This is a genomic window from Serratia sp. 201 (genome assembly GCF_037027545.1).
GTDB lineage: Bacteria > Pseudomonadota > Gammaproteobacteria > Enterobacterales > Enterobacteriaceae > Serratia > Serratia bockelmannii.
In genome coordinates this window covers 1,299,284-1,320,467 of the sequence record NZ_JAXCHC010000001.1, presented here as the reverse complement: position 1 = coordinate 1,320,467, position 21,184 = coordinate 1,299,284, and the positions used below count along the sequence as shown (strand labels likewise).

At 58.6% G+C, this 21,184-nt stretch carries 27 protein-coding genes and 1 pseudogene; 13 read left to right on the top strand and 15 right to left on the bottom strand.

Going from position 1 to position 21,184, the window contains the following annotated elements; translation table 11 throughout:
• Window positions 1-8: 8 nt before the first annotated feature.
• Together puuC and WA302_RS06810 are read left to right on the top strand one after the other, a co-directional pair.
• Window positions 9-1,505, top strand: a complete 1,497-nt coding sequence (gene puuC, locus WA302_RS06815; protein WP_197823976.1) for an aldehyde dehydrogenase PuuC — start codon at window positions 9-11, stop codon at window positions 1,503-1,505.
• Window positions 1,506-1,516: 11 nt separating this feature from the next.
• Window positions 1,517-2,797, top strand: coding sequence for an NAD(P)/FAD-dependent oxidoreductase (locus tag WA302_RS06810; RefSeq protein WP_025302550.1), 1,281 nt, complete (start codon window positions 1,517-1,519; stop codon window positions 2,795-2,797).
• A 44-nt stretch (window positions 2,798-2,841) separates the two neighbouring features.
• Here the strand turns inward: WA302_RS06810 and WA302_RS06805 are convergent, their stop codons facing one another.
• Window positions 2,842-3,597 carry an SDR family NAD(P)-dependent oxidoreductase gene (locus tag WA302_RS06805; RefSeq protein ID WP_016928044.1) on the bottom strand — a complete coding sequence of 252 codons (756 nt, stop codon included), beginning with the start codon at window positions 3,595-3,597 and terminating at the stop codon, window positions 2,842-2,844.
• A gap of 315 nt (window positions 3,598-3,912) precedes the next feature.
• Window positions 3,913-4,341, bottom strand: coding sequence for a universal stress protein (locus WA302_RS06800; protein WP_025302548.1), 429 nt, complete (start codon window positions 4,339-4,341; stop codon window positions 3,913-3,915).
• A 253-nt stretch (window positions 4,342-4,594) separates the two neighbouring features.
• Between WA302_RS06800 and WA302_RS06795 the strand changes: the two genes are divergently transcribed.
• Window positions 4,595-5,272 (top strand): isochorismatase family protein, encoded by a 678-nt coding sequence (locus WA302_RS06795; protein ID WP_016928046.1) that lies wholly within the window; start codon window positions 4,595-4,597, stop codon window positions 5,270-5,272.
• Between the two features lie 213 nt (window positions 5,273-5,485).
• On the opposite strand, the pseudogene WA302_RS06790 reads toward WA302_RS06795, so the two are convergent.
• Window positions 5,486-5,563, bottom strand: a pseudogene (locus WA302_RS06790).
• A gap of 114 nt (window positions 5,564-5,677) precedes the next feature.
• A complete protein-coding gene (gene cspE, locus WA302_RS06785) occupies window positions 5,678-5,890 on the bottom strand; it encodes a transcription antiterminator/RNA stability regulator CspE (RefSeq protein WP_025302547.1) in 213 nt (70 codons plus the stop codon).
• A 376-nt stretch (window positions 5,891-6,266) separates the two neighbouring features.
• Between cspE and WA302_RS06780 the strand changes: the two genes are divergently transcribed.
• On the top strand, window positions 6,267-6,890 hold the full coding sequence (locus tag WA302_RS06780; protein ID WP_043141429.1) for a LysE family translocator: 624 nt from the start codon (window positions 6,267-6,269) through the stop codon (window positions 6,888-6,890).
• On the opposite strand, the gene WA302_RS06775 is transcribed toward WA302_RS06780, so the two are convergent.
• The 3 genes from WA302_RS06775 to WA302_RS06765 all read right to left on the bottom strand — a co-directional run bounded on the left by WA302_RS06775 (window position 6,880) and on the right by WA302_RS06765 (window position 9,035).
• Window positions 6,880-7,524: a Qnr family pentapeptide repeat protein gene (locus WA302_RS06775; RefSeq protein ID WP_025302545.1), complete on the bottom strand. Its 645-nt coding sequence runs from the start codon at window positions 7,522-7,524 to the stop codon at window positions 6,880-6,882. The genes WA302_RS06780 and WA302_RS06775 overlap by 11 nt on opposite strands.
• A gap of 75 nt (window positions 7,525-7,599) precedes the next feature.
• Window positions 7,600-8,673, bottom strand: coding sequence for an SMP-30/gluconolactonase/LRE family protein (locus tag WA302_RS06770; protein ID WP_099817363.1), 1,074 nt, complete (start codon window positions 8,671-8,673; stop codon window positions 7,600-7,602).
• Between the two features lie 152 nt (window positions 8,674-8,825).
• Complete coding sequence (locus WA302_RS06765; protein WP_004941260.1) at window positions 8,826-9,035, bottom strand: hypothetical protein; 210 nt, start codon at window positions 9,033-9,035, stop codon at window positions 8,826-8,828.
• A gap of 142 nt (window positions 9,036-9,177) precedes the next feature.
• On the opposite strand from WA302_RS06765, the gene WA302_RS06760 reads away from it, so the two are divergent.
• Window positions 9,178-9,528 (top strand): GFA family protein, encoded by a 351-nt coding sequence (locus WA302_RS06760; protein WP_047575702.1) that lies wholly within the window; start codon window positions 9,178-9,180, stop codon window positions 9,526-9,528.
• A gap of 13 nt (window positions 9,529-9,541) precedes the next feature.
• Here WA302_RS06760 and WA302_RS06755 read toward each other — a convergent pair whose 3' ends face one another.
• From WA302_RS06755 to WA302_RS06735, 5 genes are all read right to left on the bottom strand, one after another.
• Window positions 9,542-10,714, bottom strand: coding sequence for a Gfo/Idh/MocA family protein (locus WA302_RS06755; RefSeq protein ID WP_169540705.1), 1,173 nt, complete (start codon window positions 10,712-10,714; stop codon window positions 9,542-9,544).
• Between the two features lie 14 nt (window positions 10,715-10,728).
• Window positions 10,729-11,652 (bottom strand): TIM barrel protein, encoded by a 924-nt coding sequence (locus WA302_RS06750; protein ID WP_148123355.1) that lies wholly within the window; start codon window positions 11,650-11,652, stop codon window positions 10,729-10,731.
• 186 nt (window positions 11,653-11,838) lie between these two features.
• Window positions 11,839-12,870 carry a LacI family DNA-binding transcriptional regulator gene (locus tag WA302_RS06745; protein ID WP_169540704.1) on the bottom strand — a complete coding sequence of 344 codons (1,032 nt, stop codon included), beginning with the start codon at window positions 12,868-12,870 and terminating at the stop codon, window positions 11,839-11,841.
• 72 nt (window positions 12,871-12,942) lie between these two features.
• A complete protein-coding gene (locus tag WA302_RS06740) occupies window positions 12,943-13,359 on the bottom strand; it encodes a DUF2000 domain-containing protein (RefSeq protein WP_004941246.1) in 417 nt (138 codons plus the stop codon).
• 98 nt (window positions 13,360-13,457) lie between these two features.
• A complete protein-coding gene (locus tag WA302_RS06735; RefSeq protein ID WP_043141449.1) occupies window positions 13,458-13,916 on the bottom strand; it encodes a hypothetical protein in 459 nt (152 codons plus the stop codon).
• 232 nt (window positions 13,917-14,148) lie between these two features.
• Here WA302_RS06735 and WA302_RS06730 point away from each other — a divergent pair, with 232 nt between their 5' ends.
• Window positions 14,149-15,360, top strand: coding sequence for an MFS transporter (locus WA302_RS06730; RefSeq protein WP_169540703.1), 1,212 nt, complete (start codon window positions 14,149-14,151; stop codon window positions 15,358-15,360).
• 64 nt (window positions 15,361-15,424) lie between these two features.
• On the opposite strand, the gene WA302_RS06725 is transcribed toward WA302_RS06730, so the two are convergent.
• Entirely contained in the window at window positions 15,425-15,562 is a 138-nt protein-coding gene (locus WA302_RS06725; RefSeq protein ID WP_162837928.1) for a hypothetical protein, read from the bottom strand.
• A 294-nt stretch (window positions 15,563-15,856) separates the two neighbouring features.
• Between WA302_RS06725 and WA302_RS06720 the strand changes: the two genes are divergently transcribed.
• Window positions 15,857-16,975: an AI-2E family transporter gene (locus tag WA302_RS06720; protein ID WP_025302537.1), complete on the top strand. Its 1,119-nt coding sequence runs from the start codon at window positions 15,857-15,859 to the stop codon at window positions 16,973-16,975.
• Between the two features lie 93 nt (window positions 16,976-17,068).
• The gene (locus WA302_RS06715) at window positions 17,069-17,281 is read left to right on the top strand and encodes a hypothetical protein (protein ID WP_089195803.1); all 213 of its coding nucleotides are present in this window, start codon (window positions 17,069-17,071) and stop codon (window positions 17,279-17,281) included.
• Here the strand turns inward: WA302_RS06715 and WA302_RS06710 are convergent.
• Complete coding sequence (locus WA302_RS06710) at window positions 17,278-17,697, bottom strand: GNAT family N-acetyltransferase (RefSeq protein WP_169540702.1); 420 nt, start codon at window positions 17,695-17,697, stop codon at window positions 17,278-17,280. The genes WA302_RS06715 and WA302_RS06710 overlap by 4 nt on opposite strands.
• 146 nt (window positions 17,698-17,843) lie before the next feature.
• On the opposite strand from WA302_RS06710, the gene WA302_RS06705 reads away from it, so the two are divergent.
• Together WA302_RS06705 and WA302_RS06700 are read left to right on the top strand one after the other, a co-directional pair.
• Window positions 17,844-18,134: a hypothetical protein gene (locus WA302_RS06705; RefSeq protein ID WP_025302534.1), complete on the top strand. Its 291-nt coding sequence runs from the start codon at window positions 17,844-17,846 to the stop codon at window positions 18,132-18,134.
• 168 nt (window positions 18,135-18,302) lie between these two features.
• A complete protein-coding gene (locus WA302_RS06700) occupies window positions 18,303-18,839 on the top strand; it encodes a GNAT family N-acetyltransferase (RefSeq protein WP_025302533.1) in 537 nt (178 codons plus the stop codon).
• Between the two features lie 116 nt (window positions 18,840-18,955).
• Here WA302_RS06700 and tolA read toward each other — a convergent pair whose 3' ends face one another.
• Window positions 18,956-19,396, bottom strand: a complete 441-nt coding sequence (tolA, locus tag WA302_RS06695) for a cell envelope integrity protein TolA (protein ID WP_060433870.1) — start codon at window positions 19,394-19,396, stop codon at window positions 18,956-18,958.
• Between the two features lie 346 nt (window positions 19,397-19,742).
• On the opposite strand from tolA, the gene WA302_RS06690 reads away from it, so the two are divergent.
• The 3 genes from WA302_RS06690 (at window position 19,743) to uspF (ending at window position 20,884) form a co-directional block, all read left to right on the top strand.
• The gene (locus tag WA302_RS06690; protein WP_151428448.1) at window positions 19,743-19,976 is read left to right on the top strand and encodes a YgdI/YgdR family lipoprotein; all 234 of its coding nucleotides are present in this window, start codon (window positions 19,743-19,745) and stop codon (window positions 19,974-19,976) included.
• Window positions 19,977-19,988: 12 nt separating this feature from the next.
• Window positions 19,989-20,216: a YgdI/YgdR family lipoprotein gene (locus tag WA302_RS06685; protein ID WP_025302531.1), complete on the top strand. Its 228-nt coding sequence runs from the start codon at window positions 19,989-19,991 to the stop codon at window positions 20,214-20,216.
• 218 nt (window positions 20,217-20,434) lie between these two features.
• Complete coding sequence (gene uspF / locus WA302_RS06680) at window positions 20,435-20,884, top strand: universal stress protein UspF (RefSeq protein ID WP_025302530.1); 450 nt, start codon at window positions 20,435-20,437, stop codon at window positions 20,882-20,884.
• The last annotated feature ends 300 nt before the right edge of the window (window positions 20,885-21,184 follow it).

Here is a 21,184-nt window from a genome sequence, read left to right as displayed (position 1 = left end):
AGCCACGCATGAACTTTCACCACTTGCAGTATTGGCAACAACGGGCGCAGGCCCTGAAGATTGAGCACCAGCTGTTTATCGACGGCCGCTACCAGCCGGCCGCCGCGGGGAAATGTTTCGCCGTGGAAGATCCCGCCGGTCGCCGTGAGCTGGCACAGGTCGCACGTGGTGAAGCCGCCGACATCGATCGGGCAGTCAGCGCGGCGCGCGCCGCCTTTGAGCGTGGCGACTGGGCGCAGGCCGCCCCGGCGCAGCGCAAAGCCACGCTGCTGCGTTTCGCCGATCTGATGGAGCAGCATCACGAAGAGCTGGCGCTGCTGGAAACGCTGGACACCGGCAAACCCATCCGCCACAGCCTGCGCGACGACGTGCCGGGCGCCATCCGCTGCATCCGCTGGTACGCCGAAGCGATCGATAAGGTCTACGGCGAAATCGCCCCCACCGGCCGCGAGGCGCTGGCGCTGATCGAGCGCGAGCCGATCGGCGTGGTCGGCGCCATCGTGCCCTGGAACTTCCCGCTGCTGCTGGCCTGCTGGAAACTCGGTCCGGCGCTGGCCGCCGGCAACAGCGTGGTACTCAAACCCTCCGAAAAATCGCCGCTGAGCGCCATCCTGCTCGGCAAATTGGCGCAGCAGGCCGGGTTGCCGGACGGCGTGCTGAACGTGGTGCCCGGCTATGGCCACGACGCCGGCAAGGCGCTGGCGCTGCACCGCGACATCGATGCCCTCACCTTCACCGGCTCCACCCTGGTGGCGAAACAGCTGATGATTTACGCCGGCGAATCGAATATGAAGCGTGTCTGGCTCGAGGCCGGTGGCAAAAGCGCCAACATCGTCTTTGCCGACTGCCCGGATCTGGATCAGGCTGCCCGCAGCGCCGCCGCCGGCATCTTCTACAATCAGGGACAGGTGTGCATCGCCGGCACTCGCCTGCTGGTCGAAGCGAGCATTGAGCAAGCGTTCCTGCAGGCGCTGCGCAAACACGCGGCGGCCTTCGTCCCCGGCGATCCGCTCGATCCCGACACGGTGATGGGCACGCTGATCGACAGCGGCCACTGCGAGAAAGTGGCCGGCTATATCGATCGGGGGCTGAGCCAGGGCGCCGCGTTGTTCCTCGACGGGCGCGACCATCCGCAGGGCGACCACGCCGGCTATCTGGGGCCGACCATCCTCACCCAGGTGAACAACGCCATGAGCGTGGCGCGCGATGAAATCTTCGGCCCGGTGCTGGCGGTGACCACCTTCGACGACGAGCAACAGGCGCTGCAGCTGGCCAACGACAGCGACTACGGCCTCGGCGCCGCGGTCTGGACCCGCGATCTGGCGCGCGCGCACCGCATGGCGCGCCAACTGAAGGCCGGCACGGTGTTCGTCAACAACTACAACGACGGCGACATGACCGTGCCGTTCGGCGGCTACAAGCAGAGCGGCAACGGCCGCGACAAATCGCTGCACGCGCTGGACAAATTCACCGAATTGAAAACCACCTGGATCTCGCTGGAATAAGGGCTTATCTCATGACTGAACACGTAAAAAGCTACTATGCGGCCACGGCCAACGCACATCAGCCCTATCCGCAACTGAATGAATCGATCGAATGCGACGTCTGCGTGATCGGCGGCGGCTATACCGGCCTCTCCTCCGCGCTGTTCCTGGTGGAAGCCGGCTATAACGTGGTGGTGCTGGAAGCGGCGCGCATCGGTTTCGGCGCCAGCGGCCGCAACGGCGGCCAGTTGGTCAACTCTTACAGCCGCGACATCGATGTGATTGAAGAGCGTTACGGCGCGGAAAGCGCCCGCCTGCTCGGCAGCATGATGTTCGAAGGCGCGGAGATCATTCGCAGCCGCATCAGCCGCTACGCCATCGACTGCGACTACCGCCCCGGCGGCATCTTCGCCGCCCTGAACAATAAGCAGTTCCATGCGCTGATCGAGCAAAAGCGCAACTGGGAGCGCTACGGCAATACCCAGCTCGAGCTGCTCGATGCGGATCGGGTGCGTCAGGAGGTCGCCAGCGATCGCTACGTCGGCGCGCTGCTCGATCACAGCGGCGGCCACATCCATCCGCTCAATCTGGCGCTGGGCGAGGCCGAGGCGATCCGCCTGCAGGGTGGGCGCATCTTCGAGCAATCGGCGGTGACGAACATTCGCCACGGTGAACCGGCGCTCATCAGCACCGCCAACGGCCAGGTGAAGGCGCGCTTCGTCATCGTCGCCGGCAACGCCTACCTGGGCGATAAGCTGGAGCCGCGGCTGGCCAAGCGCAGCATGCCGTGCGGCACTCAGGTGGTGACCACCGAACCGCTGGCGCCGGAGATCGCGCAGGCGCTAATCCCGCAGAATTACTGCGTGGAGGACTGCAACTACCTGCTGGATTACTACCGCATCACCGCCGATCATCGTCTGCTGTACGGCGGCGGCGTGGTATACGGCGCGCGCGATCCGGACGATATCGATAACCTGATCCGGCCGAAGCTGCTGAAGACCTTCCCACAGCTGAAAGGGGTGCGCATCGACTATCGTTGGACCGGCAACTTCCTGCTGACGCTGTCGCGCATGCCGCAGTTTGGCCGGCTGGAGAATAACGTGTACTACATGCAGGGCTACAGCGGCCACGGCGTGACCTGCACCCATCTGGCGGGCAAGCTGATCGCCGAGCTGATGCGCGGCGACGCCGAACGCTTCGACGCCTTCGCCAAGCTGCCGCACCTGCCGTTCTTCGGTGGACGCAATCTGCAGATCCCGTTCACCGCCATCGGCGCGGCCTACTACACGCTGCGCGACCGCATCGGCGTCTAAAAACAACAGGCCCGGTCATCCTGGCCGGGCCTGTAGGTTAACGCTTAGACGATCTTCGGTTGGCCGTCCGAGGCGGTCGCCCCGCCATCGACCGGAATGTTGGCGCCATTGATAAAGCTGGCGTCGTCGCTGGCCAGAAACGCCATCACCGCCGCCACTTCTTCCGGCTCCGCCGCACGCCCCAGCGCGATGCGCTCATTGAACTTGTCGCGGATCTCCTGCGGCCAGCCGTTGGTCATGTTGGTTTTGACCAGGCTCGGGCAGACCGAGTTGATGCGCACGCCGTCACCGCCGTGATCCAGCGCCATGGCGCGCGTCAGGTTGACCACCGCGCCTTTCGCCGCGCAGTAATAGGCCGCACCCCAGTCGCCACCCAGGCCGGACACCGACGCGGTATTGACGATACAGCCCTTGGTTTTCAGCAGGTGCGGCAAGGCAAATTTGGAACAGAACACCACGCCATCGATATCGACCCCGGCGATGCGACGCCAGTCGTCGATGCTGGTTTCCAGCACGCTGCCCGCCACGTGTACGCCGGCGTTGTTCAGCAGGACGTCGATGCGGCCCAGTTTTTCCGCCACCTCGTTCATCATTTTTTCAACCGCGACGTGATCGGAAACATCGATATGCACCGCCATCGCGCGGCCCTTCGGCAGCGAAGCGGCGACCTTATCTACCGCCTCTTTGGCCCAGTCGGCCAGCACCACGATGGCGCCTTCGGCGGAGAAACGCCGCGCCGCCGCTTCCCCCATGCCATTGCCCGCACCGGTGATAACCACGACTTTATTGTCAAAACGCATGAGACCTCCTCCATGTGAACGTATTTATATAAGTCATACAAATCTCATTGCCCCGAGGATAAGACGCCTCTCTCCAGAGAACCAGTCAAAACGTGCGGTTTATTAACCAAAAGGAGGTATGTCAGTGATTTCAATGCGCTGGATTAACCTTTATCGGATTTTGGCCAACATATTGATGGATAAAATAAAATCACGGTGAGTCACTATTCGTCAGGCGGATTGTCATCTAGCGGGATTATTGCGGGTAGGCGGTTATGGCCGCTCAGAGATAAGCGATACGAATGAAAAAAGGCAGCCGCCCGCAGGCGGCGGCGACTATTTTTTCTCGATGGGGACAACCAGCAGATCGACGTTCAACTCATTGATCGCCTGACGCGCCGAAGAAACCAGCCGGCTCCAGACATCGTGGTGATGGCCGAAGATCACCAGATCGAACCCTTTCTCTTTCGCAACCCGGTTCAGCTCTTCCGTCAACGCGCCACGGCTGACGATCACCTCTTCGACCGGGTAGGACGACTGCCCTTTGATCGCATTGAGCATATTCTTCACCCGCTCCGAAAAGGTGCGATCGGTGTAGTTGTAATCTCCCACGCCCAGATCGACGTAATAGCCGGCGCGGTGGATGTCGATATAGATCAGGGAAAGTTTGGCATGGAGTGCGGCAGCCAGCCTGGCGCCCTTGCCCAGCAGAAACTCGGCGTCTTCGCTGAGATCCGTGGCGACAACGATATGCTGATAAGCCATGACGGTAGCCCTCCGCGTCAAACCCATGAACAGGATGGCGTTCCTTGCCGCATGTTTCTTATGCACCTTAAGTTTAGCCCAGCGCCGAGCCCTTCGCCTGCGTCAAAATCGTTCCATTTATGGAACGATGTATCCCGACTTCAGGCTCTACCGGATTTCTCTCTTCTCCCTACACTATAGGCAAGTGCTGAGTTTCAGCCTTATCAATCAAAGAAGATACCCACTGACCTCACGACGAGAAAAGGAAAACACCATGAGCACTCCAGCCAACTTCAACGGCCAGCGTCCTGTTATTGATGCCAATGACGCGGTCATGCTCCTGATCGACCACCAGAGCGGCCTGTTCCAGACCGTCGCCGATATGCCGATGACCGAGCTGCGCGCCCGCGCCGCCGCCCTCGCCAGCATCGCTACCCTCAGCAAACTGCCGGTGATCACCACCGCCTCGGTGCCGCAGGGCCCCAACGGCCCGCTGATCCCGGAAATTCACCAGAATGCGCCGCACGCGCAGTACGTCGCCCGTAAAGGGGAAATCAACGCCTGGGACAACCCTGACTTCGTAGCGGCGGTCAAGGCCACCGGCCGCAAGACCCTGATCATCGCCGGCACCATCACCAGCGTCTGCATGGCCTTCCCGTCCATCAGCGCGGTGGCCGAAGGCTATAAAGTGTTCGCGGTGATCGACGCCTCCGGCACCTACTCGAAAATGGCGCAGGAAATCACCCTGGCGCGCGTGGTGCAGGCCGGCGTGGTGCCGATCGACACCGCCGGCGTCGCCTCCGAGCTGCAGGGTAGTTGGAATCGTGCCGACGCTCAGCAGTGGGCCGAGGTTTACACCAAAATCTTCCCGGCCTATCAGCTGTTGATCGAGAGCTACCTCAAGGCGCAGGACGTGGTGAAAAACAACGAACTGCTGGACTCGCAGCGTTAAAATCGCGGGCATAAAAAACCCCGGCTAAGGCCGGGGCTATTGATCATGTGCCGGTGGCTTTCCCGGCTGTCATGTTATGGCGTAAGCGTCCATCCAACACTCCAACATTACGCAGCCTAAGCACAACTTTTTCACAACAGAAAAAAAGACTGAAAAGTGGCATTATTATTTATGCGATAATCTGTTTTTCTGTTGCCAATAATAATTAATTATTGGAACATCATCGAGGAATCGAACCCCAGTCCGCCAACGAATATTTCGCTGCCGCTCTTCCTGCTGAGCTAATGACGTATCGATAAAGACTCCGGGCGAACCCGGAGTTTATTCAGGCTAAAGGTGTTATTTCTTAACTGCTCCGGCTTAAACCCTCATCGCTGTCGTAAGAAACCGCACCTCGACCGAAAATTACAACGCGACCACGTTGCCGGCAGAAGGACCCTTCATACCCTTTTCGATAGTGAACTCAACCTGTTGGCCTTCGTCCAGCGTTTTGAAATCGTTGCTCTGGATAGCAGAGAAGTGTACGAACACGTCTTTGCCGCCGTCTGCCGGGGTGATAAAGCCGAAGCCTTTCCCTGCATCAAACCATTTTACCAAACCCGTCATTTTAGTAGACATAGAGATATTTCCTTTCTATTTTTGCGACGCCATAGGGCGATAGAAGTCTGTTTTTATTGGAAACTTATGGGGCACTAGAGAAGAAAATTCGCGGAAGAAGAGGTATCTGGGGGATATCACTAACACTGAGAACTGCTTTACTAAAACTGCTTTCATAAGGTCTGTATGACAAACCGATGACGCTATTTACACACAGCTAATTTATTTAAGCAAGATATATTTTAAATTATATTCATATGGCTCATAAATTTATTATCGCAAAAGGCCGCTGACGCCTGTCGCTACGGGCAGGTAAAAAAAGGTTTCACCCTGCTGGATTATATCGGCGATTCATTATAAAACTAAGGCTAACTCGCTGCTTACAGGCCGTTAACCGATGATCGATATGCCAGCCGTGCTCGCCGTTTTCACCGTCTATATCGTTGGCGTGGTGATCCCCGGCCCCAATTTTGTCGCCGTCGCCCACAAAGCCGTTTCCGCGCGCCGCAGCGAGGCTTTCGCTCTGGTGGCGGGCATTGTCTTGGTCAACCTGTTCTGGGCGAGCAGCGCCCTGCTCGGCGTCGGTATAATTTTCGCCTTGTTCCCCTGGTTGGCGCTAGCGGTAAAAGTGGCCGGCGCAGGTTATTTGATTTGGTTCGGTTATCGGCTGATCGCCCATGCAGCTCCCGGCTCAGGGGTTATCGGCGCGGCGGGTGGGGTGAACTCCGGCTTCAGATCGGCATTCTTGCAAGGGGTCGCCACCAACATCGCCAACCCCAAATCCGTCGCCTTTTACGCCGCGGTGTTTTCGTCGGCGGCGCCTGCCCATGTCTCCATGCCCACCTTCGCCGCCATGCTGCTGGAGGTCGCGGTAGTCGCTAGCCTGTGGTATGGCCTGGTGGCGCTGGTGCTGTCGCACGCGCCGATCGCCAGCGCCTACCGACGCAGTAAAGCCTGGATCGATCGCGCCTGCGGCGTGCTGATCATCAGCCTGGGCATCAGGCAGCTCTTCAGCCGATGATCGCGATCCCGAGCCGCTCCAACAGCTGCGCGGCCTGGTGGCTGTCCATTTTGACGCCCTGCAGATCGGTAGTGCGCAAATCCAACTCGCCCAGTTCCGCGTTGCTCAAATCACACTGGGTGACGTCGGCGGCACGCCAGTCGAAACCGGAGAATTCGCCGCCGGACAGATCGGAGCCGCTGAAGCTGGCGCCGAGCACCTGTGCGCCGTGCCAGCGGTTTTCCCACAGCTCGCATTTCTCCAGCACCACCTTGGCGAAGTTGGCATAGCTCAGGTTGCTTTTGGTGATATAGGCGCTGCAAAACCAGGTGCGGCTGGTGATCATGTTCATAAAGCTGGTGCCGCGAAAATCGGCGCCCTGCGCGCGGCATTCGCGGATCTCGATGCCCAACGCGTTGGCATGACGAAAATCGGCCATCGATAAATCACAGCTTTTAAAACTCGCGTCTTTCAGTATCGCGCGGCTGAAGTTGCCGCCCTGTCGGCTGTCGCGATCGTAGAATTGGCAGCCGATAAATTCGGTGCCGGTCAGATCGGCACCCGAAAAATCACACAGCATAAAGCTGCCGTTTTCAATCTTCTCGCCGGTAAAGCGGTTACGTTCGATCTTCTCACCCTTCAGCGCCAGGCTCATTGCAATACCCCTGTTTATTTATACAGCCAGGGCAGCATTTAATCCTATTCCGACAAGGTTGGCAACCGTCGTCGATCAGCGTGCCTCAGCCGCAGGCCGTGCTAACGCCACCTTGACGATGCTGAACGTCCTGATGCTCTCCGCCTGAGCGACGTCAGCAAACAGTTTGGGGTAACGGGAGTTGACCACCCACACCTCGCCATCGCGCAACGCGGCGCCGGTCGGCCCATCCAATCCCGGCGGCGTGGCGACCGCGGCGACATGGGCGCTGGCCCAGCCGTCGGCCGAGGCGAGCAGCGTCACGTCGCCGGACATGCTCCCCTTTTCAGCCGGAAAAGACTGTACGATCACCAATTCGTTGGCGTTTTTGAGCCGCAGCCCGTCCGGCCCTTTCAGCCGATGCGGCAGCCTGATTTCACTTATCGCAGGCGTGTTATCCAGCGTCACCTTCCACAGCAGCCCGCGGGTGTAGTCCGACGCAATCAGGTAGCCATCCGGGTGATACACGATGCCGTTGAGATAAGGCTGTGTGCCCTGCGCAGCGGCGGGTGCGTCGGCGGGCAGCAGAAGCGATGAGCGCACCAGGATCGACACGTGGCGCGTTGCCCGGTCGATCTTGTAAATCTGCGGCTGGAAGCTGTCGGTTACGTAGATATTGCCCTGCGCATCGAGCGTCAGATCGTTGGCCAGCGTCGACCCACGGCTTAACGATGAGAGATCGTACGTCTGCTGCAGCGCGCCGGTATCGAGATTGAACTCCAGCACCTGCGCCACGCGATTGCGCGTGCCAGGGGCTGAATGGAGGGAGACGCCCACGTCTTCGTTGCATACCAGCACCCGGTTGCGCTCGGTGTCCACCAGCATGCCGGAGGTGGTAATCAGTCCCTTGTCGGTGGAAAACCGCCGATAGCGGCCATCCGGGTAGACCAGGCCCAGCTGGCCACCGCGCAGGGAGGAGATCAGGAACGCACCGGCGCGCGGCTCCCAGGCGATGCCCTCAGGGTAGGCGCCGGCGGGATCCGGCGAAAACTCGATGCGTTGCGTGGCCTGCGCCTGCATAACGACGCCGAGAAGCAGTGTGGCGCCGGCCAGCTGGGTGACGCGCCGGCGGCGCAACAATAAGAAAGACAAGAGACTGAAGCGGAACATGAGCATGACCCTGATGAGGACTCGGATCGCTAGAGTAGGATCGCGCCGCTTACGGCACCAGCCGGGAAAAAGGCAATGCGCCACTAAAAAAATCGCAGTAATCAGCGCAAAAAAAACCGCCCGATGCGGGCGGTTGAGGTGACGGCGAACCGTTACTTCAGAGCTTCCTGAATGGCGTCGGCCATTGGGCCGATGTGCTTTTCCGCCGCTTTCAGCTGGAAGTCCACGCCGTTGCCGTCGTTGGTATCCGACAGCGTGGCCTTGATCAGTTCCAGCGCCGCCTGCACCGCCACCAGCCGTTTGTGCTGTTCGTCCGTGACCGGTTCGGCGCCCATATTGGCCGGATAGTAATGTTCTAACATCGCGATCTCCTTTTGATGACGTTAACCTCTAACCTACCAGAAAACCGCGCATTTACTAAGGAAACCAAGCCGGGCGAGGCCGAGTGACGATAAATTGCACTATACTGGGCAAACACTCCCCCCCTGATACAGGATCATCGCCATGTCATTCCAGGGAAGCTGCCACTGTGGCGCCGTCACCTTCTCCGTAGACGCCGAACTGCCCACTGAAGCCCTCAGCTGCAACTGTTCTATTTGCCGCCGCAAAGGGCTGCTGCTGTCGTTCTTCCCCATCAGCGCTTTCACGCTCAACAGCGGTCAGGACCAGCTCAGCACTTACACTTTCAATCACCACAGGATCCGCCATCAGTTCTGCCGGACCTGCGGTGCCCAGCCCTTCGCCTACGGTACCGCGCCGGACGGCGCCGCGATGTGCGCCGTTAACCTGCGCTGCGTGCCTGACGTCGCGCTGGATGCGTTACAGATCCACCGCTACGACGGGGCCAGCGTCTGAGCGAATCGCGCACTCAGTCGAAGGCAACCCAGCCGGCGTCGGTTTCAGCGGATTGCACGCAGCGCGCCACCCACTTCACGCCCAGTGCGCCAGCCTGCACGTCCGGGTACCAGAAGTCGGCCAGGAAGGCCGCGTCGCGCCGATCGGTGGCGTCCATCGCCAGCGCGAAGCGGCGGTAGAGATTCGACCAGGCTTCAAACAACCCCTCCGCATGACCGCCGCCGATGCGATCGTCCGCCAACGCCGGCGCATCGAGATACGGCATGCCGCGCTCCAGGATCCGCACCGGCTCGCCCTGCACTTCGAAGCGTAGCTGATTGGGTTGTTCATCCCACCACTCCAGGCTAGCCTTTTCACCGACGATGCGCACCTTTTGACCGTGCATCGAACCGCAGTTGACCGCCGAACACCACACGGAGCCGACGGCGCCGTTGTGATACTCCATCAGCACATAGGCGTTGTCCTCCAACGGCGCGCGCGACGGCACAAAGCTTTGCCGGCTGCAGATCAACCGCCGGATCTTCAGCTGCGGCGCCATGGTTTCCGCCAGAAACAGCGTGTGGGTCGCCAGATCGCCCAGCACATAGCTGGGGCCGACAAAGCGCGGATCGACCCGCCAGCGAGTGCTGGGATTATCTTGCTCCACCGGCGCGGCGTGAAAGCCGTGAGCGAACTGCATATTCACCAGCCGGATTTCCCCCAGACGGCCATCGGCAATCATCTGCCGGGCCTGTAAAATCATCTGGTGCCCGGCATAGCCGTAGGTCACGCCGATGACTTTGCGCTGCCGCTCGCACAACGCCGCCAGCGCCTGCGCCTCATCGACGCTGAAACACAGCGGCTTCTCGCACACCACGTGCAATCCCGCCTCCAGCGCCGCCCGGCAAATGGCGTAATGGGTGTTGTTCGGCGTGGCGATCGAGACCGCTTCGATGCCGTCCGCCCGCGCGGCTTCGGCGCGGAACATCTCGGCATAATCCGCATAACAACGCTCCGCCACCACGCCCAGGCTCCGACCAAAATCACGCCCGCGTTCGGCGTCAATGTCAAACGCGCCGGCCAACAGAGTAAACGCGCCGTCGCGCAAGGCCGCCGAACGGTGGATGTAACCGATCTGGCTGGTGCCGCCGCCGCCGACCATGCCCCAACGCAACGATCTCGCCAAAGGTTTGCTGCCGTTGATCATCGTGTTTCTCCTGATTAAAAGCCGAGGCCGCGCAAGTAGCGCAAGCTGGCGGTGACGTCCTGCAGGCTGCCCTGCACATTGCGCGGATCGCGTTCCTGCTCGATAGTGATCCAGCCCCGGTATCCGCGCTCGGCCAACAGCGCGCGCAGCTGCGGATAATCGATCGCCCCGCTGCCCAACGGGCACATGACACCCTCGGCGCAGGCGGTGAAAAAATCGACGCCGCGCGCCAGCACCTCGCGGAACACCAGCGGATCGACGTCTTTAAAGTGCAGATAATCGAGACGTTCAAAGTGCTTGCTCAACCAGGCAGCCGGGTCCAGCCCGGCGTAATACAGATGGCCGGTATCCAGGCACAATCCGGCGGTGTGATGCGGAATGTCCGCCGCCAACCGGTCGATTTCGTCGGCGAACTCGATGCAGCCGCCGGCGTGCGGATGCACCACCGGCCGCACGCCGTATTCCCGCCAGGCCAATTCGCTGATGCGCGTAATGTGCCCGATCATCCTCTGCCACTCTGCCTGCGACAAACGCGGCGCTAAATCTGAACGCCCGGCGAACCTGGCGCGTTGCGGATTGCCGAAATCGATAATCACCAAGAACGGCGGCGCGGCGCGATCGCCCTCGGTCGGCTCCGCCCTAGGCGCCCGCGAGAGGTTGCGGCATATCCGATGAGTCAGGGCCAGCAGGCGCTCAATGTTCGCCTCGCTGACCAGATCGTCAAAAATCGTGCCGGCCACCAGCGACAGACGATGCTGCTCCAGCGCGGCGCACAGCGCCTCGTTCTGCGTCGGCAAATAGCCCCACGGCCCCAGCTCGATGCTGCGGTAGCCGGCCGACGACGCTTCTTGCAGAACCGTGGCGTAGGGCGGCAAATGGGGATTGTTTGGGTCATCCACGCCCCAACTGCAGGGCGCATTGGCGATAGGCAAAGTCATGGCGACGGCTCCTTTCTTGCGGGGAATGCCGGCAGTATCAAACAAAAATTCCAAAACCATCAATAATGAAAATTTTATTTTTTGATAGAGATCGCGCTATTTTTGATGAATTATTTGATAGTTTTTAATCAAATTGAGGCGACGCCTGACTGCGCCATGACCTCGGCAAACACCACTCAGCGGCCGTCAGAGGTTTTCTTTGGTGATCACATCGAAGCGATTAATGATGTGGCGTAATCCCGGTTGTTTATCGGCAGCGAGCAGCGTCTCGACAATCGTGGCGGCCAACTCAGAAATGCGGTGACACAGCAACAGATCCACCGTGCCGTCGAGCAGCGCCATTTCACCGCCCTGCACCGGGCCGTGGCACACCAGCGTGATGTCGCGCTGCCGGCCGCTCTCTCGTAACGCCTGAATAATGCCCTCTACACCGCCGCTCGGCGCGTACAGCGCCGCCAGCTCCGGGTGGTTCGCCAGCAGTTCACGCGTGACCCGGCGCGCCGTTTCCGCGTCCTCGAGGCTGCGCACCGGTTCCAGCACACGCTGGCCGCTCATCTGCTCACGCAGGTAGGAGCGAAAACCGATCTCGCAGGCTTCCTGGCAAGTAAAACGGTTGTCGCCGATGATCACGCCAACATCTCCCTGACGCCGGCACAGACGGTCCACCGCCCAACCGGCGGTGCGGCCCGCTTTTTGATTATCCAGACCGATGTAGCCGGCGCGGCTGGGCACCGATAAATCCGACAGCAGCGCGAAAACGTTGATGCCCGCCTGCGTGGCTTCTTCTACGGCATAGTGGATCAGGGGGTGATCCAGCGCCAACACGCCGATCGCGTCCACCTGGCGGCTCAATTGGCTAATGGCGGCGGCGGTATCGCCGATGGCATTGAGAGAGTGGAAGATGAACTGCGGCGGCTGCCCCGGCTCATGATACGGCGCCGCTTGCACCATCAGTTCATCAGCCAGTTGCGCATAGAAAGAGTGTTCGCGCCGCAGTAGGATAAACCCCATTTTCAGGCGGCGCTCCGGCCTGCCCAGCACCGCCGACAGGCAGTGGGACTTTTCCAACGCGAACCCCAACTTTTTCGCCGCCTCAATCACCCGGCGCTGGGTGGCGGGCCGCACCGACGCGCGTTGGTTGATCACCCGATCGACGGTGGCGATGCCGACCCGCGCCTCTCTGGCGATGGCCGCCATGGTGGTTTTCTTGCCGCTCATGTTCATCTCCATCAACGATTTGATGGAAAAATATCATAGACGTTGCCGCCCCTGATGTGATGCCGTTCGCGATTAACGGTAGACGGAGAACTTCTTGGTGAGCGGCTTAAGCTGTTCAGTGTCGCCGTAGAGCGCCACCGCCACGAAGTCCAACTGCTCGTAGGGGGTATTGGCGGTGTCGGCGATCTGTTGTTCGGCGGAGTGCGACAGCATGGTGGTGGTGAAGAAGTTGGACAGCACGCCCTCCTCCTTGCACTTGAGGATCAGGTTGCTGAGCTGGCTGCTGTTCTTGGCCTGCAGGATGACGATCGGGTAGTGACTCATATTGGCGCTGACGCCGTCGAGGCTGCTCGGGTAGTGGTGAAACTCGCGCTGCTCGATAAGATCGGTGATGCCCGCCGTCAGATGGCAGGAGGCGTTAAACAGAGTGGCCGGTTCGTGGTTGCGGTTGAGGATGATGTAGAATTTTTTCTCGTTGTCGCTGTACATACTCTTCTCCTTGAATAGACAACCCTTTTTACCCAAGCCAAGGGCGGTTTTCAAGGCGAGATAAGGGCCGCGTCCGGCCCCGTGATGACGTTTCAGCCTCAGATCCCGCCTTCGCCCGGGCCCAGCGGCTGCGCCACCTGATGCAGCACGGTGATGTTCTGCAGGATAGTGCCGCCGTCAATCGGTTTCATCTGGCCGTCGCGATCTTTATAGTGCGTCGGTTTGGCGCCGTGGAAAAACAGGCCAGCGTTAACCTGCACGCCCAGATAGCCTGCGCTGGCCGGCAGGCGCTGCACGTCGGTCCAGGGGTTGGAAACCGGCACGTACTGGAAGCCCTCGCCCGTCTTGGCGTATAGCGGGCGCAGCAGCGTGACAAAGGCCATCATCGGCGACAGCGCTTCTTTAAAGATCTGCACCGGCCGATCGACCGTCATCAAGAAACCCTGCGGTTGCTCCTCAACCGTGTCGAGGCTCAGGCTGCTGCTGATATCATCACCCCGGCCGCCATAGCTCCACTCCATCACCGGCGCTCCATTTTCATTCATCATCTCTGACATACACTGCTCCTTATAAATAAAATTGATCGGGCACGCTCGCTGCGTGCCGGAACAGTAAACCGCTGAACGGACACCCGCGTCCACGCCGGGTGGTACGCTGGCGAACCAAACAACGAGGCGCGCAAAATAAAGCTCGAAATGAATAATTTCCCCGCGTGACAGCGCAGCATTTGAACGACTTCTGTTGTAGCGCAGACGCATAGTGAGGGCGTTACCGCCTCAGGAGAGTGTTATGACCGCGATTAAACCGGACGCCATCGACCGCGTCCTTCCCGCCGCTACGCCCTGGCTAGCCGTCATCAACGTGCTGTTCGCCGGCATCGCCGTGGCGCTGCACGTAGGTAAGGCCACCATCGCGCTACCGGCGCTGCAGGCCGAATTCGGCCGTTCGCTCGAAACGCTGAGCTGGGTCATCTCGGCCTTTCCTTTCGTCGGGGTGTTCGGCGGCATCGCCGCCGGGCTGCTGGTGCGCCGCTGGGGCGATCGGCGCCTGCTGGCGGCGGGGTTACTGATCGTCAGCGCCGCCAGCTTTACCGGCGCCACGCTGCACGACTTCAACGGATTGATCGTCAGCCGCTTTGTCGAAGGCCTCGGCTTCGTGATCGTGGTGGTCGCCTCGCCGGCGGTGCTGAACCGCATCGTCGCCCCGGCGCAGCGCAGCCTGGTGTTCGGCATCTGGAGCACCTTCATGCCGGCGGGCATCGCCATTTCATTGTTTTTCGGCCCCCATCTCGCCGGCTGGCAACAGAGTTGGCAGGCCGGTGCGGCGTTGACGCTGCTGGCCGCCCTGCTGCTGCCGCTGACCACGCCCCGACGCGCCGCCAAGACGCACGTTCCGCCGTTGCAGCTGCGGCATGCGCTGGGCGCGATGCTGCGGGCACGCCAACCGCTGTTGCTGGCGCTGATGTTCACCACTTACAACCTGCAGTTTTTCTCGGTGATGACCTTTCTGCCGATCTTCCTGATGCAGCGCATCGGCCTGTCGCTGGCGGCCGCCGGCGGCATCAGCGCAGCGGCGGTGGCGGCGAACATCATCGGCAACCTCGCCGCCGGGTTCTTGCTGTCGCGCGGTCTGCGGGCCGGTAGCCTGCTCGCGGCCACCAGCCTGGTCATCGGCATCTTCGGCATCGGCATTTTCCTGCCGATGACGCCCAACGGCCTGCTGATCCCACTGTGTTTCCTGTTCTGCGCCATCGCTGGCATGCTGCCCGCCACCATTCTGGCCGCGACGCCGGCGGCGACGCCGGAGCCCACGCTGTTGCCGCTGAGCCTGGGGCTGGTGATGCAAGGGAACTATCTCGGCCAGGTGATCGGCCCGGTCGCGCTGAGCGCCATCGTGGCCGCAGCCGGTTGGGTGGCGCCGGCGTGGCTGGTGCTGGCGGCGGCCCTGTTAGGGGCGCTGTTGGCACTGGCTTTTCTCAGCAGGCGGCATAATGCAGGGTGATAAGCAGAAAAGTCGTTCTGTTTGTTATAAGCGGTACTGAATTTTCCCTGGTGCAGGTGCCTGCCTATCGCGAAGGATAAGGCCAATGATGATCGAGACCCGACAATGACAATGCGCCAGTGGCCGCGAAATACACCAGCAGGCCGGCAAAGGCGATCAGTAGCGTTTTCTCGATGACACCGAGTCGTTTGTGTTCAGTCATTTGCATACTCCTTCGTGATATCGGACGAAAGGCCGCCCTCCTAAAAACTAGGAAAGCCTGGCGCAGGCGGCAAGCGCGGCTCACAAAATGAAACACAATCGATAAATTTTGTTAATTATTTAGCCCTCTTTCTTTTCTCGCGCCGCCGCCTGTTCACCCTGCAGCGCCCGCCTTTCCCTTAGTAACCCTATGGTATACGCCGTTAAAAATCCCCTACCGGTTAAGCAAAGGTGATGATAGTGTTGTTTTCATTCAGTTCATCTATGCTGAAAATTCATCTTTTGAGGGACGACTATGATGTCTAAAGGCATTTCCAAGGGATTCTTTATTCTGATCCTGTTCATCGTTACCGCCGCCTTTCTCGACGTGCTGGGGCCTTATTACTCCTCAGTGCTGTGGGCGGTTATTCTGGCGGTGATTTTCCATCCGGTGAAAAAGAAGTTGAAGCAGTACGTCGGCGAACGCAACGGCGTAGTGTCGCTGCTGACGGTGGCGCTGATCTGTCTGATCGTGTTCACGCCATTGGCGATCATCGCCTCATCGCTGGCGATGGAATTCAACGTGATCTACACCAAGCTGCAAACCAACAACAGCCAATTGCCGACCATGCTGGCGGACTTTATGCGTCACCTGCCCGGCTGGGCGCAGCGCTTCCTGGCGGAGCATAACCTCAACAGCGCCGCCGAGATCCAAAAGCAGCTTTCCGACGTGGCGCTTAAGGGCGGGCAATATCTGGCGGGCAGCGTCTTCCTGATCGGCAAAGGCACCTTCAACTTCGTCGTCGGCTTCGGCGTGATGCTCTACCTGCTGTTCTTCCTGCTGAAAGACGGCCCCTATCTGGTGAACCTGGCGCTCGAAGCGCTGCCGCTCTCCCAGCACGTGAAGCACCACCTGTTCGTGAAGTTCGCCGCCGTCTCCCGCGCCACCGTCAAGGGCACGGTGGTGGTCGCCGTGGTGCAAGGTGCGCTCGGCGGGCTGGCATTTTACTTTACCGGCATCGACGGCAGCCTGCTGTGGGGCGCGCTGATGGCGTTCCTGTCGATCATCCCGGCCGTGGGCTCCGCCATCATCTGGGTGCCGGCGGTGATCTACTTCTTCGCTACCGGCATGCTGTGGAAAGCCATTTTCCTGGTGGTATTCTTCGTGGTGGTGATCGGCCTGGTGGACAACATTCTGCGCCCGCTGCTGGTAGGCAAAGACACCAAAATGCCGGACTACCTGATCCTGATCTCCACCCTGGGCGGCATGGAGATTTACGGCATCAACGGCTTCGTCATCGGGCCCTTGATCGCCGCGCTGTTCATCGCCTGCTGGAACATCCTGTCCGGCCGCGACAGCGAGGAGAACATCGAAGAGATCGACGAAGAATTCATCGAGGAAGGCAAAAATCATCCCGACGCGGCGGCGGAGTAACCCTCTCGCAGCGAATCACACAGGGGCCCAATTGGGCCCCTTTTTTTGTCTGTGGTATCCTTGCCCGGCTCACAAGGAAGAACGGGTTTCATTATGCTTATTTTTTACGCCACGTTGGCCATCGCCTTCACTCTGCTGTGCCTGTTAGCCTTTATCTATTGCGCCTATCAGCTGTCAAAACACGGTGACGTCAGGTTTTTGGCCTCGCTTTCGGTGCTGATCTTCGCGCTGCTGGCCTTCTATGCCGCTTATGGTTACGTCAGCACCTGGCTGCAACAGCAGGCGGTCGATGTCCGGCTGTATTAGCGCTGCGGGATGAAAAAGACCTGCTCCGGGTCGCCGTCATCGAGATTGTCAATTTGGCCGCTGGCGACAAACCCGGCGTTCAACAGCAGCCGCTGCATCGGCAGGTTGGAACGATTGGTGGAGGTGAACAGCTTCGGATGTCGGCAATGGGATTTCAACGCCGCAATCAGCGCCTGCCCGACGCCCCGGCGGCGATAGCGCTCGCCGACCATCAGCATCTCGACAAAGCCGCAGCCGAAGAAGTGATAGTGCAGCACAGCGTAGCCCATCACCACGCCCCGTTCTTCGGCAAGATAGCAGACACTCTGTGCGCACCAGGTGCGGATCTGCGCCGCGCGCTGCGGCTCGCCTTCGGCGACGCTGTCGAGGGCGATCAGGGCTGCGGCATCGGTTTCAGTGGCAAGACGAACACACATGTTTACCCCTTCATTCTGATGGGTGACGGCGACACCGCTTCAACGAAACGGCAACCGAAGCGGGATAACTTTTACATCCCCGCCGAATTTTGTAATCCTATTATAGAGTTACTAAAACACACGCCAAGGAAGGAAAGCTTTTCCCGATGAGAATACCGCAAATCTCCGCCGCCCTGCTGTTTACCCTGCTGCTGGCGGGCTGCCAGTTCCACAAAACCGTGTTCCCGCCGCCGTATATCGGCACCCCGCAAGAGATCAGCACCTACGAAGTGAAAGGGCTGACGTTCGTCACCACCGTCACCTTCAGCGGCCTGTTCGCCGAAGATCTGGTGCGCGAATACGCACAGAAACATCACTATCGCTACTATGTGGTAACGATGCGCAGCAACGGTTTTAAAGATCGGGCCGAGCGCGTGAGCGCGATGATGTATCGGTAATACCAAACAAGTAGCCGGCGCGTTAAACCCAATGATAAAGTGATTTGCGACAAAGAGCTTGCCCGCACCTTAGCCGTAACCTTGTCATCTGCGCGCCAAGACGGGAAATTATCGCTCGTTCTCTCAGGGTAACATTACGATACGCTGTAACGCAGAAAAGGAACCGTTATGCCTTTACTCCCTGCCGTGCACATCGAAACCGAACGGTTGATATTACGTCCTCACAACCTGGCCGATTTCGATGCCTGGTATGCCATGTTTACAGATAAGGAACTGTTCAAATTTATCAGCGCCCCCAATCTTTCACCTGAAGACGGTTGGAATAGACTACTGCGCTATATTGGCCACTGGTCGGTTTTCGGCTATGGGCTGTTCGCCATATTTCGCAAAGTGGACGGACAGTTCCTGGGCGAGACCGGGTTGGCGGATTTTCATCGGGGTCTGGGCAATGACTTCGATGGGAGCCCTGAAGCCGCATGGATTATTGCCCGGGAGGCCCAAGGTCAGGGAGTCGCGCAAGAAGCGGCTGCCGCAGCGCATCAATGGATTGACAGCACGTTATCACCCGCTCAAACAGTTTGCCTTATCGGTGAAAACAATCGGCCTTCCGTTAAAATAGCTCAACATCTGGGTTACCAAATATTTGGCCAATGCGAATACAAAGGAGCATCTTGCTTAAAACTAAGACGGACAATAAAGACTTAAATCTAAATCCACCAGCCGCACAGGCTGGTGGAAGTCACGTGAACACCTAAATTTTTTACTAAAAGATCCCGCTGCACAACACTGCGTTATCCCAACCCCTTATTTCATCTAGCTGCTTAAGGACGCAGTTGCAACGTGATAATTTGGAACGCATTATGGGCCCCTGCCGTCGGCGGCTTAGGGAAGCGCGAATCGGCAATTGCCTTCATGGCGGCGCGGCAAAGATCCGGATCGCCTCCTTCAGTTCGAACACCGATTGGCATACCGTCCGGCGCCAGCGTGATACGCAATGTGCAACGCTTGCCCGAGTAGGCTTCGGCATCTTTCAAATGGCTTTGAATCACGGCCTGCAACTGGGCGATATAGCGTTCTTTCTCTTTTCCCGGTGCCGGCGCCTTTGGGTCGCCAAGATTGGCGAAAAGATCGTCAACCTTTTTATTTTCCGGATTGCTTTGGCTGGGGGCTGTACTCTTGGCACACCCCGTTAATGCCAGTGCGAACATTCCCGCCAATAATATGGCGGCGCCGGTTTTGTAGCCTGAATGCGTAATTTTCATATCCCTGTCCTTATGGATGATTATCAGCCAAATCAACGTGGTATTTGACAAGACCCCCGGTCAATACTTATACAGAATTCACGTAAAACCGCCAATGACATCAAGCTCTGGCACGCGGAAAATCGTGAGTAGATGATGATATGAAACCCTAACCCCATCGGCGGGCCGTACGCCTGAAGGCCATGACTTATCGACATCCCTCGGATGGGCAATCATCCCATCAATAAATTAAGAAATTCTTAATTTTTTATCGCATTAAAAGCACTTTTAACGCTAGCAATCTGGAGATTCTGCCTATACTTACTTTCCTGCCATTAAATTCATTTAAGTAACCAGGATGGTAAGTATGAAAAGTAAACGACTCTTTGCCGCGCTTCTTACTGCGACCACGGTGATGTTCATGGCGGGCTGCGCTTCCAATCAGGCGATTAAAACAACGGATGGCAAGACTATTGTCACCGACGGCAAGCCTCAAGTCGATAAAGATACCGGGTTAGTCTCCTACAGAAATGCAGAAACGGGCAAAACGGAACAGATCAATCGAGACCAGATTGCAAACATGAGTGAGTTGAATAACTAAAAGGAGCTTCAAATGAAAAAAGCGCTTGTTCTTCCCGCGATCGCCCTGGTTGCTATCGCCACACTGTCAGGCTGCACACGCACCAGCTACGCTATTCATACCCACGATGGCCGAACGCTCATCAGTGACGGTAAACCGAAAGAAACCTCTGCCGGTTTGCTCGGTTATACCGATGCCAATGGCGTTAAACAGCAAATCAACAAGACGGAAGTCAAAGAGGTTTCAGAGATCCCTCATTAAGGTTCCGATAATCTTAGCCCGCTAAAACCTAGGGAGCCCATGGCTCCCTCCCAACTCAAACACCAACCGTGCCTGCCCGCGTTTAATGAGAACGTCGATAACCACCTGACATTTCAGCAGACAACGTTCTCAGGTTTGCCATACGGATCTCCCCTTTCCCGGCGTCGAACGGCTATAATCCAAGAAGTGGAGTTATTTGATAACGATAAGGAGGGAGTATGTACAAAACTATTTTGGTTCCCGTGGATATTACCGAGCCGGAATTAACACAGCAGGTCATCCCGCATGTCAATGCGCTCGCCAGGCTCGAAGACTCCCACGTCCATTTCCTGGCGGTGATCCCGTCTCGCGCCACCTACGCGGCCTTCGGCTTTGCCGCCACCGCGGCGGTGGAAACCAAAGATGAAACTATTGCGGTAGCGACCGAGGGGCTGGCAAAAGCGGCGAAACAATTCAGCGTTCCCGAGGATAGAGTGACCACCCATGTGGCCGTCGGCGATCCCAAAGATCAGATCCTGGAACTCGCTGATGCGCTTAACGCGGAGATTATTGTGATGGGTTCCAACCGCCCTTCTGCAATGACTTACCTCCTCGGCTCGAATGCCACCGCCGTCGTCCGCCACGCCAATTGCCCGGTGCTGGTCGTGCGTGAATCGGCTAACGCTTGATATCTCTTACTCATTTGAACAATAAAAAACGGGAGCCCTAAGGCTCCCGCTCCCATTCAAGCGCCAAACACGCTTACATGTGTTTAATGATAGCATCGCAAGATTACTAGGCAGCGTTTGAATCTAGAGTGTATGACCAGCGATTTTCAACATTACTGATAACAACATCGATACATGGTCAATGCGATACTATCGGCCATAATCATAGTGACATGCCCCCATGGATTAATACAGTTCGCACTCTAACGAAAGTCCGCTTCTGGCAGAGAACTGCCCATCAGATTGGGATTGATTCTGTAC

Coding starts and splice junctions, on each gene's coding strand:
- WA302_RS06760 (WP_047575702.1), top strand. CDS start 9,178: ATGTCATTCCAGGGAAGCTGCCACTGTGGCGCCGTCACCTTCTCCGTA.
- WA302_RS06740 (WP_004941246.1), bottom strand. CDS start 13,359: ATGTACAGCGACAACGAGAAAAAATTCTACATCATCCTCAACCGCAAC.
- WA302_RS06775 (WP_025302545.1), bottom strand. CDS start 7,524: ATGAGCCTGGCGCTGAAGGGTGAGAAGATCGAACGTAACCGCTTTACC.
- WA302_RS06750 (WP_148123355.1), bottom strand. CDS start 11,652: ATGACTTTGCCTATCGCCAATGCGCCCTGCAGTTGGGGCGTGGATGAC.
- WA302_RS06770 (WP_099817363.1), bottom strand. CDS start 8,673: ATGTTCCGCTTCAGTCTCTTGTCTTTCTTATTGTTGCGCCGCCGGCGC.
- WA302_RS06810 (WP_025302550.1), top strand. CDS start 1,517: ATGACTGAACACGTAAAAAGCTACTATGCGGCCACGGCCAACGCACAT.
- WA302_RS06765 (WP_004941260.1), bottom strand. CDS start 9,035: ATGTTAGAACATTACTATCCGGCCAATATGGGCGCCGAACCGGTCACG.
- WA302_RS06730 (WP_169540703.1), top strand. CDS start 14,149: ATGACCGCGATTAAACCGGACGCCATCGACCGCGTCCTTCCCGCCGCT.
- WA302_RS06735 (WP_043141449.1), bottom strand. CDS start 13,916: ATGTCAGAGATGATGAATGAAAATGGAGCGCCGGTGATGGAGTGGAGC.
- uspF (WP_025302530.1), top strand. CDS start 20,435: ATGTACAAAACTATTTTGGTTCCCGTGGATATTACCGAGCCGGAATTA.
- WA302_RS06690 (WP_151428448.1), top strand. CDS start 19,743: ATGAAAAGTAAACGACTCTTTGCCGCGCTTCTTACTGCGACCACGGTG.
- WA302_RS06780 (WP_043141429.1), top strand. CDS start 6,267: ATGATCGATATGCCAGCCGTGCTCGCCGTTTTCACCGTCTATATCGTT.
- WA302_RS06725 (WP_162837928.1), bottom strand. CDS start 15,562: ATGACTGAACACAAACGACTCGGTGTCATCGAGAAAACGCTACTGATC.
- puuC (WP_197823976.1), top strand. CDS start 9: ATGAACTTTCACCACTTGCAGTATTGGCAACAACGGGCGCAGGCCCTG.
- WA302_RS06710 (WP_169540702.1), bottom strand. CDS start 17,697: ATGTGTGTTCGTCTTGCCACTGAAACCGATGCCGCAGCCCTGATCGCC.
- WA302_RS06795 (WP_016928046.1), top strand. CDS start 4,595: ATGAGCACTCCAGCCAACTTCAACGGCCAGCGTCCTGTTATTGATGCC.
- WA302_RS06705 (WP_025302534.1), top strand. CDS start 17,844: ATGAGAATACCGCAAATCTCCGCCGCCCTGCTGTTTACCCTGCTGCTG.
- WA302_RS06700 (WP_025302533.1), top strand. CDS start 18,303: ATGCCTTTACTCCCTGCCGTGCACATCGAAACCGAACGGTTGATATTA.
- WA302_RS06745 (WP_169540704.1), bottom strand. CDS start 12,870: ATGAGCGGCAAGAAAACCACCATGGCGGCCATCGCCAGAGAGGCGCGG.
- cspE (WP_025302547.1), bottom strand. CDS start 5,890: ATGTCTACTAAAATGACGGGTTTGGTAAAATGGTTTGATGCAGGGAAA.
- WA302_RS06715 (WP_089195803.1), top strand. CDS start 17,069: ATGCTTATTTTTTACGCCACGTTGGCCATCGCCTTCACTCTGCTGTGC.
- WA302_RS06755 (WP_169540705.1), bottom strand. CDS start 10,714: ATGATCAACGGCAGCAAACCTTTGGCGAGATCGTTGCGTTGGGGCATG.
- WA302_RS06800 (WP_025302548.1), bottom strand. CDS start 4,341: ATGGCTTATCAGCATATCGTTGTCGCCACGGATCTCAGCGAAGACGCC.
- WA302_RS06805 (WP_016928044.1), bottom strand. CDS start 3,597: ATGCGTTTTGACAATAAAGTCGTGGTTATCACCGGTGCGGGCAATGGC.
- WA302_RS06720 (WP_025302537.1), top strand. CDS start 15,857: ATGATGTCTAAAGGCATTTCCAAGGGATTCTTTATTCTGATCCTGTTC.
- tolA (WP_060433870.1), bottom strand. CDS start 19,396: ATGAAAATTACGCATTCAGGCTACAAAACCGGCGCCGCCATATTATTG.
- WA302_RS06685 (WP_025302531.1), top strand. CDS start 19,989: ATGAAAAAAGCGCTTGTTCTTCCCGCGATCGCCCTGGTTGCTATCGCC.